At 41.8% G+C, this 11,266-nt stretch carries 10 protein-coding genes and 4 tRNA genes; all 14 read right to left on the reverse strand.

Annotated elements, in window-relative coordinates; genetic code table 11:
- Positions 1–53 precede the first annotated feature (53 nt).
- The gene (tuf, locus tag FTU80_RS04725; protein ID WP_180084375.1) at positions 54–1,244 is read right to left on the reverse strand and encodes an elongation factor Tu; all 1,191 of its coding nucleotides are present in this window, start codon (positions 1,242–1,244) and stop codon (positions 54–56) included.
- Between the two features lie 154 nt (positions 1,245–1,398).
- Positions 1,399–1,473 (reverse strand) — tRNA-Thr (locus FTU80_RS04730).
- Positions 1,474–1,496: 23 nt separating this feature from the next.
- Positions 1,497–1,572 (reverse strand) — tRNA-Gly (locus FTU80_RS04735).
- Positions 1,573–1,610: 38 nt separating this feature from the next.
- Positions 1,611–1,694, reverse strand: a tRNA-Tyr gene (locus FTU80_RS04740).
- A 54-nt stretch (positions 1,695–1,748) separates the two neighbouring features.
- A tRNA-Thr gene (locus FTU80_RS04745) sits at positions 1,749–1,824 on the reverse strand.
- A gap of 98 nt (positions 1,825–1,922) precedes the next feature.
- On the reverse strand, positions 1,923–3,416 hold the full coding sequence (trpE, locus tag FTU80_RS04750) for an anthranilate synthase component I (protein ID WP_180084491.1): 1,494 nt from the start codon (positions 3,414–3,416) through the stop codon (positions 1,923–1,925).
- Positions 3,417–3,533: 117 nt separating this feature from the next.
- Positions 3,534–4,202: a phosphoglycolate phosphatase gene (gene gph / locus FTU80_RS04755; RefSeq protein ID WP_111886013.1), complete on the reverse strand. Its 669-nt coding sequence runs from the start codon at positions 4,200–4,202 to the stop codon at positions 3,534–3,536.
- Between the two features lie 77 nt (positions 4,203–4,279).
- Positions 4,280–5,029: an FHA domain-containing protein gene (locus tag FTU80_RS04760; protein WP_180084376.1), complete on the reverse strand. Its 750-nt coding sequence runs from the start codon at positions 5,027–5,029 to the stop codon at positions 4,280–4,282.
- A 77-nt stretch (positions 5,030–5,106) separates the two neighbouring features.
- Positions 5,107–7,338, reverse strand: a complete 2,232-nt coding sequence (gene gspD, locus FTU80_RS04765) for a type II secretion system secretin GspD (protein ID WP_180084377.1) — start codon at positions 7,336–7,338, stop codon at positions 5,107–5,109.
- Positions 7,339–7,380: 42 nt separating this feature from the next.
- Positions 7,381–8,247 (reverse strand): type II secretion system protein N, encoded by an 867-nt coding sequence (locus FTU80_RS04770; RefSeq protein ID WP_180084378.1) that lies wholly within the window; start codon positions 8,245–8,247, stop codon positions 7,381–7,383.
- The gene (gene gspN, locus FTU80_RS04775; RefSeq protein WP_180078023.1) at positions 8,247–8,990 is read right to left on the reverse strand and encodes a type II secretion system protein N; all 744 of its coding nucleotides are present in this window, start codon (positions 8,988–8,990) and stop codon (positions 8,247–8,249) included. The genes FTU80_RS04770 and gspN overlap by 1 nt, the downstream gene beginning before the upstream one ends.
- A gap of 167 nt (positions 8,991–9,157) precedes the next feature.
- Positions 9,158–9,484: an H-NS family nucleoid-associated regulatory protein gene (locus FTU80_RS04780; RefSeq protein WP_078190459.1), complete on the reverse strand. Its 327-nt coding sequence runs from the start codon at positions 9,482–9,484 to the stop codon at positions 9,158–9,160.
- Positions 9,485–9,626: 142 nt separating this feature from the next.
- Positions 9,627–10,058 (reverse strand): thioesterase family protein, encoded by a 432-nt coding sequence (locus FTU80_RS04785; protein ID WP_180036137.1) that lies wholly within the window; start codon positions 10,056–10,058, stop codon positions 9,627–9,629.
- Between the two features lie 9 nt (positions 10,059–10,067).
- Entirely contained in the window at positions 10,068–11,261 is a 1,194-nt protein-coding gene (locus FTU80_RS04790; RefSeq protein WP_180084379.1) for a heme biosynthesis protein HemY, read from the reverse strand.
- Between the last annotated feature and the right edge of the window lie 5 nt (positions 11,262–11,266).

Consider the following 11,266-nt stretch of genomic DNA (forward strand, 5'->3'; position numbering starts at 1 on the left):
AGAGCAAATCGAGAGTCGAAACTCTCGATCTGTACAAAGATAACTGTATTATATTATGCAGTTACTTTAGAAACAACACCCGCACCAACTGTACGGCCACCTTCACGGATCGCAAAGCGTAAGCCAGCGTCCATTGCGATTGGGTGGATTAATTCTACTGACATTTCTACGTTGTCACCAGGCATAACCATTTCAACGCCTTCTTTAAGCGCGATCGCACCAGTTACGTCAGTTGTACGGAAGTAGAACTGTGGACGGTAACCGTTAAGGAATGGAGTATGACGGCCACCTTCGTCTTTAGAAAGTACGTATACTTCTGCGTCGAATTTAGTATGCGGTTTGATTGTACCTGGTTTAGCAAGTACTTGACCACGTTGAACATCTTCACGTTTAGTACCACGTAGAAGAACACCACAGTTCTCGCCCGCACGACCTTCGTCAAGAAGTTTACGGAACATTTCTACGCCAGTTACAGTTGTTTTAACTGTATCTTTAATACCAACGATTTCAACTTCTTCGCCTACTTTCACGATACCAGTTTCAACACGGCCAGTTACTACTGTACCACGACCTGAAATTGAGAATACGTCTTCGATTGGCATAAGGAATGCTTGGTCGATAGCACGTTCTGGTTCTGGGATGTAAGAGTCAAGAGCTTCAACAAGAGCAACTACAGCATCTTCGCCGTATTGACCAGCTTCACCATTAAGCGCTGCAAGAGCAGAACCACGGATTACTGGAGTGTCGTCGCCTGGGAAGTCATAAGTAGAAAGAAGTTCACGAACTTCCATTTCTACTAATTCAATTAATTCTTCGTCGTCTACGATATCGCATTTGTTTAGGAATACAACGATATAAGGTACACCTACCTGACGAGAAAGGAGAATGTGTTCACGAGTTTGTGGCATTGGACCATCAGTCGCCGAACAAACAAGGATCGCACCATCCATTTGCGCAGCACCAGTAATCATGTTTTTAACATAATCGGCGTGACCTGGGCAGTCTACGTGAGCGTAGTGACGGATTGGAGAATCGTATTCTACGTGTGAAGTATTAATTGTAATACCACGTGCTTTTTCTTCTGGTGCAGAGTCGATTGCAGCGTAATCTTTCGCTTCACCACCGAATTTTTTTGCACACACAGTTGCAATCGCAGCTGTTAAAGTCGTTTTACCATGGTCAACGTGACCGATTGTGCCCACGTTAACGTGCGGCTTATTACGTTCAAACTTAGCCTTAGCCATGCTTTTCTTCCTCGTTTACGTCGAACACAATTCTGAGTAAAACCCAGCTCCGACATATCGCCTAAAAAAATAAACACCCAATACTTGAAAAGCAGACTAAAAAGCCTGCTTCTGGAATCTTGCGCAATATTTAAAGTTGCTAAACTGTAAAATCTGGAGCTCTTATCGAGATTTGAACTCGAGACCTCTCCCTTACCAAGGGAGTGCTCTACCACTGAGCTATAAGAGCAAATATAAGCACTTCAATAGATATGGAGCGGGAGACGAGGGTCGAACTCGCGACATGTAGCTTGGAAGGCTACCGCTCTACCAACTGAGCTACTCCCGCACGATGTTGGTACAAACCACTTATTGAAGTCTTAAAATTGGTGGTGAGGGAAGGATTCGAACCTTCGAAACTTTCGTAGCGGAGTTACAGTCCGCCCCCTTTGACCGCTCGGGAACCTCACCATTTTACACTTACTTCAGTGTTGTTCTTTCTACTCACTCTCAAACTTTCTAAGATGGTGCCGGCACACGGATTCGAACTGTGGACCTACTGATTACAAGTCAGTTGCTCTACCAACTGAGCTATGCCGGCGTTTCCTAGTGTTTCGTACGTTTCGTATCGGAACGGTGTGCAGTTTAGCAAATCTTGAAATCCTTGCAAGTGTTTTTTCTAAAAAAAACGTGAAAAACTCATAAAATCAATCCATTTGATGATAATTCAACCGCTTTGATCACTGCGCGAGCTTTTATTTGGGTTTCATTCCACTCTGATTCAGGATTAGAGTCATACACCACCCCTGCTCCAGCTTGAACATAGACCTTATTTTCACGAATTACACAGGTACGAATCGCAATCGACATGTCCATTTCACCATGCCAGCCTAAATAACCAACAGCACCACCAAAAATTCCACGTTTTACTGGTTCAACTTCGTCAATAATTTCCATAGCGCGGATTTTTGGTGCGCCTGAAAGTGTGCCCGCAGGGAATGTTGCTTTAAAAACATCCAAAGCATCGACATCATCACGTACTTCACCTTGCACATTTGACACAATGTGCATGACATGCGAATAACGTTCGATCACCATTTGATCAGTCACGTGAACTTTACCGATTTTAGAAACGCGTCCAACATCATTTCGCCCCAAATCGATCAACATCAAATGCTCTGCAATTTCTTTTTCATCAGATAGCAAATCTTTTTCTAGCGCTAAATCTTCTTCTTTTGTTTTACCTCGTGGTCGCGTTCCCGCCAAAGGACGAACTGTTGCCACACCATTTTCTAAACGGGACAAAATTTCAGGTGATGAACCGACGATATGAAAAGGAATGTCATTTTCTAGTGTCTGCCCTTGCACCAAGAACAAATATGGCGATGGATTGAGGTGACGTAGTGCACGATAGACCTGTAAAGGCTCACCATCAAAATCGGATACCATACGATGACCTGGCACAACCTGCATCACATCACCTGCTTTAATGTACTCTTTTACTTTTGCAATAGAGTCAATAAAGTTATCGTGTCCGGTGATGGATTCAAACTGTGGTGCAGTATGCTTATTTGCTTTGAGTGCAATTGGGGTTGCCAAAAGTTCTTCTAGCTCATCCAATTGTTGCTGCGCCTTGGTATAAGCCTCAGCATCATTTACATCGGCATGCACAATTAAGAATAAGGTATCCTTAAGGTTATCAAAGACGATGACGGTTTTTGATAGCATCATCCAAATATCCGGAATCCCGACTGGGTCAGCTTCTGGAACGTTATTGAGCTTTGGTTCGATATAACGTACAGCATCATAACCAAAGTATCCAACCAATCCACCGGTAAAGCTTGGTAATGCAGGCAAATCTTGCTGTGTAGGCACTTTATATTGTGCTTGGAAGTCACGAATGTATTGAAATGGGTCAGTGCATTGTTGTTTTTCAACCGAGCCATCAGCATGTTGAACGGTCAACTGCCCTTCATTACACGAAAATACGGTGGACTCGCCCAAGCCAATAATGGAGTAACGCGCCCAGTTTTCGCCACCCTCTACAGATTCAAATAAATAGGCTTGTTTATGTTGTTTTAATCGCGCAAAGACAGAAAGTGGAGTTTCTGTATCTGCCAAGCGCTGACGATATACTGGAATCAAGTTATATCCAGCAGTTTTCAGTTGTTCAAATTGAGTTTGTGTAGTCATTTGGGTTTCTCTATATTTCGCGTGGTCAATTTCAGTTAATTTCTTCTCATGCTGATTGAGTGACGCCATCGAAAACCTACACACTTGCTCATTTTCACTTCCTTAACCCTACTTATTTCAACCCAATAATTCTTTTAAGTTATCAACCACGTGCTGCGGCTGACAATCTCGAATATTTTCACCATGATTATAGCCATAGCTGACCACAATACAATCAATACCCGCACGACGTGCTGCCTCTACATCATTGACAGAATCACCCACCATCAAAATTTGCTGTTTCGGCAAGGCATAATGCTCCGCACAATACTCTAGCTGCTTGGGATGTGGTTTACGCTCTTCAAAACGATCTCCGCCAATCACATCATCAAAGTATTCATGCATACCTAGTGCCTGCACAATACTGCGTGCCGGTTGCTCTGGTTTATTGGTCACACAAATCAGAATTTTCTCTTCTGCTTTTGCCCAATCCAAGAACGCTAGAATGCCGTCAAAGGGCTGCGTCAAAACACAAGGATCTGCATTGTAAATCTTTAGAAAAGTTTCCAGTAAAAGATGGTGCTGTGCGGCATCCACCTTCCCGGTCAAGTATTCAAGTACGCTATGACAAAACAATGAAGTTCCTTTCCCAATCCAGTTTCGCACCTGCGCTTCTGTGACCAACGGTAATTGCAACGCATTTAAACTCATATTCATCGCACGATGTAAGTCAGATGCTGAATCGACTAGCGTTCCATCCAGATCAAATAAAATCATTTGGCGTTCTGCTAAACGAACTTCAAACATAATGTCCCTCTATTTTTTTGTAAATTTTCCCCATAAAAAAGGCATGCCCATGCATGCCTTTTGAGGAATGTCTCGGTTTATTTAAACAAGACCCATGCAATAATTGCAAGAATGATTAAAACAATAACTGAGATTAAGCCCACAGAGGCATTTTTTTGCGCTTCACGCTCTTGCTCTACACATGTCGCTGGAATTTCTACATCACATGCTTCATTTTTCGGAACAGCAGTTACGTCAATTCCCTCAGGAATTGGTGCAGGTTTAGGCACATCTACATTGGTCGGCATACCATCACGAGTCAATTGAACTGAGCTATCTCGCTCTTTCAACTCTGGCATACCTTGATCATTCATTTGTTGTGCTGCGGTTTTAACGACAGGCTCTTGTGCCTTAGTCTCAGACGTGTTTGCTACAGACTCTTGTGCCACATTTTCAGAAACTGCAACAGCTTCAGACGGCTGCTGAACAGGTGTAATTTCTTCTGTTTGCAATGCTTCAACGCTTTGTTCGATATCCGCTGGAATCTGAACAGCTTTAGCTGGAGCCAATAAACTAAACTTCACACTGGAAAACTGTACAATATCACCTTCTTTTAAAAGTGATTCACCAGTCAAACGGACATCATTAATAAACGTCCCATTGGATGAATTGAGATCTTGCAACCAGAGTGCCTGATCTTTCAGTACAAAGGCAGCATGTTTACGCGATACATCAGATTCTTGCAAAACAATATCTGCTTGTTGATGACGACCCACCAACATATCTCGCTCAATACTAATTTCTTGTCCTGTTAAATCACCAGAAATTGCTTGAATTTTCCAAGTCATGAAGTTAATTCTCTATTGCTCGTTTTTTTCATCATAGCATGCAGTGGTTTCAAAGCTAAACCACTCTGCTGTCTAACCTAAGGCATGCCCGCCACTTTGCCATTCGGTACGGTAATGGTTTGGCGCTTCACCGCAGGTTCAATGGCGACTGGCGTGGAGACCACTGCCGCTGGCTGTGTCATTTGTGGTGCTGTCGGTACCGTCTTATACACAGGGGCTGGCGCTGTACCTTTTGAAACAGGTATGCGCTGTTGATACACATCGTCCACATTTTCAGGTAATTTCGCAAAATTACCCTCATTATCCAATGCCAGTTGCAGACTATAGAGCTGACTGTAGCGCTGCTGAGACATTTTCTTCACATCGGCAGAATTTCCAACAATGGTCGGATGAATAAAGATCAGCAAATTGCGTTTACTGTTGGATTTTCCTTCCGAGCTAAAGAGTTTACCGAGTACAGGAATAGCCCCTAGCCCCGGAACCGATTGACGCCCATGCAATGTATTGTCAGAGATCAAACCACCCAACACAATCGTTTGACCATGCTCTGCCAAGATCGAGGTTTTGATCGCACGTTTAGTCGTAACCAAGTCCGACGCTTGACCTTTATTGTCTTTTACATCAGAAACTTCTTGCTCGACCTCTAAACGCACCGAACCACCGTCGCCAATATGCGGCACAACTTTCAAAGTAACACCGACATCTTTACGCTCAATCGATGTGTATGGATTGGCTGTGCCACCATTGGTGGTGACCGAACCTGTCACAAATGGAACGTTTTCACCCACCACAATATAGGCTTCTTCATTGTCCATCGTCACAATCGACGGTGTAGATAATAGATTCGATTTGGTTTTTTCTTTTAGGGCCTGAATCATCGCACCATAGAGTTTACGTGAACCATCACTGCCTTCACGATAGTCACCAAGGACCAAAGAAGTACCCGCACTCACCGCGCTACCCGCACCCGCAGCGCCACCAGTTAAATAACCTGCGGCAATATTCTTTAAACTAGAACCAAAGTTATCAAAGTTAATTAAGCCGATACCACTACTGATATCACCCAACGCCCATTGCACACCGAGTTGATCGGTATCCGTGCCTTCGACTTCAATAATCGCCGCTTCGATCAGCACTTGCTGACGACGAATATCGAGCTGCTGAATCGCAGATTCAATTTCTCGCATGAGCTGCGGATCTGCTTTTACAATCAGTGCATTTTGTGTTGCATCAGCAATAATACTCACGCCATTGGCGTTAAAACTTGAGATACCGTTTTGCGTATTATTGGAAGAGTTATTGCTGTTGAGGTTAATGCCAGAACTGGTGTTGTTTTGTGAACTGAATGACTGTGAATTTGAACTGTTACTATCATTCATTAAACTGTTCATCGTGCTGCTATTTGAGCTATTCGATGAATTCGTACTCGAAACGGCCTGCCCCGTGACCAAGCCTTGTAAGATTTCCGACAAGTTTTTTGCACTTGCATACTTTAGACGAAAAACTTTCAATCCACCCAATCGATCTGCCGCAGGCACATCTAAGGTCTCAATAATCTTACGAATACGCTTACGTGTCGCTGTATCACCTTTAATGATAATACGATTGGTTCGATTGTCTGCGATGATACGAATTCGTGACCCTTTTGGGTCTTTTGATGCGCCGGTCGAACTCATCGACTCTAACAGCCCAATCATTTCTTCGGCCTGACTCGATTGCAGCGTCACGGCTTCGATATCATTTTGACCCGTTCCATCTAAATTACGAATAATCGTTTCGAGCTGGTAAATATTACTTGCGCGATCTGACACAATCAGCGCATTGGTCCCTGCCACTGCTGACAAATGTGCAAATTGCGGCATCAATGGACGTAGGGCTGGAATTAAGTCGTTGGCATTGGTGTTATCAAGCCAAATCACTCGGGTGACAATTTGGTCTCCAGATGCACGGTGGCGCGCATCATAAGCAATGCCCGAGCTTTTTACATTACTGTCTGGAACCAGTTTAATGGTGTTGCCTGATGGAATCGCTACCACGCCATTGACATTCAATACACCGAGAAACAGGTCATAGACTTCATTTTTATTTAAAGGCTTATTGGAAATAACCGTTACATTTCCTCGTACCCGTGGATCAACTGCAAAATTTTTCCCCGTGATATCTGCGACTTCATTAATGAATGCCGTAAGATCTGCATCACGTAAATTGATTTTCCATGTTTGTGCATAACTTGCTGTGCTGACCATAGCAACCAAGGGCACCATGGCATAGACAGCTAAAGTTGAACGGTTATTATTAAATAAAGCCATATACGCCTGTGTTTCCTAACCCTATAAAGTGATGAAACATCACTAAAAATCCTGTTGTATGGTCATCACTTGATCACCACGTTTGACTTCAAGTTTCACCTGCCCTTCACGGCGGGCTTGTTCTAATAATTGCGCCTCAGATTGTCCTGCACCGACTGCCTGCCCATTTAAAGACATGATGCGGTCACCCGGTTGCAAACCCAATTTATTTCTCAAGGCAGCAGGTGTTCGATTTGAAATCTCAAACCCACCATTACCTGATGGATTCACCCCCATTTCCTGCAGATATTGCTCACGATTTTCTGTCATGCGTTGTACGGCCTGACCAATCGCGGACTGCGTCGTGCCTTGCCCTGAATTTGCAGGATTAGCTGCATTTTGCATGCTGTTATTTTGCAAAGATCCGCCTGATGTTGCATTGGCTGTAGGGACAATCGGTTGATCTAATCCGTTTTCAATACCTTGGAACGCTAATTCACGCCGTGCACCATTACCCTGCGTTAAAATCACCTTATCCCAATAAACTTCAGCCAGTTGATATGATGAACCTTGAATGGTTTCTCCAACCAAGTAGCGATCTGAACTCTCATTGACCTTAATCACTGCCGACGAGTAGCGACTTGGCTGTCCAACCACCACACCTTGTAACACCATATTTAACTGCGCGTCAGCTGCTGAACTGCGGTTTTCCTGAAACAAAGCAAAAGAGCTAATATTAGGAACTTGCGTTTGCTGTGAACCCAATTCAACTCGGTCTAACTGCATGGCTTGTGGCGGTGCAATCAATAACCAAAATAAAGCGGCTAACTTCCAGCACAGGTACAAAATTATTAAAGCCAAGACCATAGATGCAAGACGATCTGTTTGCTTCCAATTGATCTCGCGGATTTTTTCTAAATAGTCAGCCATCAGTTCACCCCACTCAATAGGGGTTGACGCGAACTAATCACATACGTATCTAATCCTGCCTTACCTTCATAGGAAGCAACATTCATCAAAAAGCGCTGGGTTAATTGCACATCCAACATGAGGTCTGGCTCAAGTGACAAATTCATCATTTTTTGTTCACGTTGATCTCGAACATCAATCGACAATTTGCCATTATCATCTTTTAATTGGGCCAACATGGCAGGCACATTCATTGACTCTTGACGCTGTGCAAAGCTAAAGGATAAATCCCCGCCTGCCCACTGCATCTCACCTGATGACTGACTAAATCCCTGTTGTGGCTTATATTTAAACTGCACATCTTTTAATTGAATGGCATTCGTTGGCCATTGCCAATCGGCAAAACTTTTTAAGGTTTCAGGGGCTATTTGACCCTCTAAGTTTTTAATACTAATACTTTTACCAAAACCATACCCCATCACACCTTGTAGTTTGGTATTGCCACTATGAATTTCAACATTTGCACCCAAGCGTAATAAAATCAAATCCCACGGGCGTGTGTTCCAGTTTAACGAGCCTTTCAAATTTCCTCGTGTCCAATCTGCTTGCCCATGCCAAATATTGCCACTGACGTTATGTAGCATTTGGTTATTTTTATAAAACTTTGTAATGAGCCACGCTGCTGGCACTTGCAGCATAACGAAAATTAAAAAACTGATCGCAGCAAAAATGAGCCACCGAATATTATTAGTTTTATTGATCATCCCACCACAACCGATCCATCAATTTTTTTCCATCATTTAAACATTTTTCTTTATAGACACATTATGCATACTTTTTCTGCATAGCCAATTCAAAGAGATAAAAAAACCAGGCATTTGCCTGGTTTAATTATCCTGAACTCAGGATATGACGATTTCATGAATTATTCTTAAATTAAGAAATCTTCTAGTTTCGCGCCTTTTTCCAACTCAGCCACTAACCAACGTGGTTGCTTACCACGACCAGTCCAAGTGTCATCTGCATTGGTTTTGCTACGGTAACGTGGCTCAACCGCTTTACGAGTTGATTTTTTACGTTTGCTTGAACCAAATTCAAGGATTTGTTCAACGCTTAAATCTAAATTTTCTGCAATTTCAACAATACGGTTGTACGCATCTTCAATCGCTTGATCTTTTTTAGATGCAATCAATGCTTCAGCTTCTACTTGAAGCTTCTTTAACTCTTCAACTGATAAATTACTAATATCAGGCATAATCTTTAACTCCGAAATTTCATTTTAATAATGCTTATGAAAACTCGCTCATAATATTATAATAAAATTTTTATTCAATAAATAATTTTCATTTTACTACAATATTTTAACACGACTCCTTAAAATATATAAAGTTAAATTGTATTTAAATATTATTTCCCACTGAAATCTCTAAAGCTTTTATTTTTGTCTTTATACTTTCTGGAATTGAAGTTTTTTGTAGGGTAGTTTTATCCACGCACACAATAACCGCATCGCCTGTAGCAACGATTTTTTGTTGCTGTTCACTCCATAATATATAACTCATACGAAATGCACTATTTCTTAATTCTTCAACGCGCGTTGCCACTTTTAAAATATCAGGATAAACCACGGGGCTTAAATATTTACATTGGCTTGAAGCCACAACCGTAACCACAGACTGATTAAATATATCCAACTGATCTAAATAACCAATCCGCGCACTTTCCATATAACGATAATAATGCACGTTATTTACATGACCAAAAGCATCCATATCCCCCCAAGCGACGTGTTGAGTATGAACCAATGAATATTGAGCTAAATCTTCTTGCATATAATGTCCTTATATTCGAATTTCCATAAAATTGGCATTATTTTCAAATATTAAATTTAATTGTTTGATCAAGTCATCCTGCTGATTTAAGGCTGACTTGATGCGTAAATAACTCATTAATACATCATTTGGATATAATTCTAACAATGTATCTGCTTCAGCTTGGCGTGCTGTCGCTTGGTAAATATTCCATTTTGCAAAACTAAAAACAGGCAGCGCAGGATACTTTTCTTCCCAACGTTGAATCTGCTGTTCTACAGCCACATAATCAGGGTTTTGCTTCAGCATTTTTTGCTGGAACCACAAAAAGAACACTTCTTTGTTAAATTGCTGTTCCAGCAAATGAATAGCCAATTGCTCATGCTCCTGACTCATCTCTGGCATACGAGACAAGACTTTCAACCATAGCACCTTGACCGCATATTTACGCTCTGTAATTTGATCTTGCAAATCCAAATAACGCTGCTTTAAATGCTGTAAGTCATCGACATCAGCTTGATCAAATGCAGATAATAATTGTTCCAACCAAGCTTGTTTTGTCAGCTCATCTAAATGTCCATAACGTGTCGAACGCAAATACAACCAAGGAAACTGCAACGCAAACATGCCCCATAGCGTGGTTAGGCGCTGCTCATAGGCACTACTGACTTTTTGCAACCATGGCGATAGTTCATGTTGATTTAAAAATTCAAGATGCGTTAAAGCCTTTTCACCCTGCTGTTGAGACAAATAAATTTCAATCCGTTGCAATTCTGCAAGCTCAAAAGCCATTGGGTTGGTCTGAGTTAATGCATTTAATGCTGTTTCATATTGTTGCTGAATCCAATATAAACGCGCATCGATCACCCCTTTTAATAATCCAGACTCAGTAAAAGCTTGCTGAATAAAGTTTTTTTGATCTTGTGCAGCATTTAAAAGCCAAATGACAGCCAATTGCTCATAGGGATGTAGTTTATTAAAACTAAAGACCGTTTCAGATTTACGTTGTTCTCGACTTAAATAGCGTTTAACCGCATACCAAAGCATTTGCACGACTAAACTCAGTAATGCTAGCAATAATGCTAAAAACCAAATATTGGATTGAACTTGCCATTCACGCCAGTATAAATACACATAACCTGCACCATGTCCAAAACTCAGCAAACTAATAATAGCGACAACCAATAAACTAATAAATAAATAGGCCAATAAAATATGTTTCATAGTCG

Origin of the sequence: Acinetobacter sp. YH12145, assembly GCF_013418335.1 — a bacterium.
Lineage (GTDB): Bacteria > Pseudomonadota > Gammaproteobacteria > Pseudomonadales > Moraxellaceae > Acinetobacter > Acinetobacter amyesii.

Bases quoted from the DNA above. Each gene is read 5' to 3' on its own strand.
- tuf (WP_180084375.1), bottom strand. From the start codon at position 1,244: ATGGCTAAGGCTAAGTTTGAACGTAATAAGCCGCACGTTAACGTGGGC.
- trpE (WP_180084491.1), bottom strand. From the start codon at position 3,416: ATGACTACACAAACTCAATTTGAACAACTGAAAACTGCTGGATATAAC.
- gph (WP_111886013.1), bottom strand. From the start codon at position 4,202: ATGTTTGAAGTTCGTTTAGCAGAACGCCAAATGATTTTATTTGATCTG.
- FTU80_RS04760 (WP_180084376.1), bottom strand. From the start codon at position 5,029: ATGACTTGGAAAATTCAAGCAATTTCTGGTGATTTAACAGGACAAGAA.
- gspD (WP_180084377.1), bottom strand. From the start codon at position 7,338: ATGGCTTTATTTAATAATAACCGTTCAACTTTAGCTGTCTATGCCATG.
- FTU80_RS04770 (WP_180084378.1), bottom strand. From the start codon at position 8,247: ATGGCTGACTATTTAGAAAAAATCCGCGAGATCAATTGGAAGCAAACA.
- gspN (WP_180078023.1), bottom strand. From the start codon at position 8,990: ATGATCAATAAAACTAATAATATTCGGTGGCTCATTTTTGCTGCGATC.
- FTU80_RS04785 (WP_180036137.1), bottom strand. From the start codon at position 10,058: ATGCAAGAAGATTTAGCTCAATATTCATTGGTTCATACTCAACACGTC.
- FTU80_RS04790 (WP_180084379.1), bottom strand. From the start codon at position 11,261: ATGAAACATATTTTATTGGCCTATTTATTTATTAGTTTATTGGTTGTC.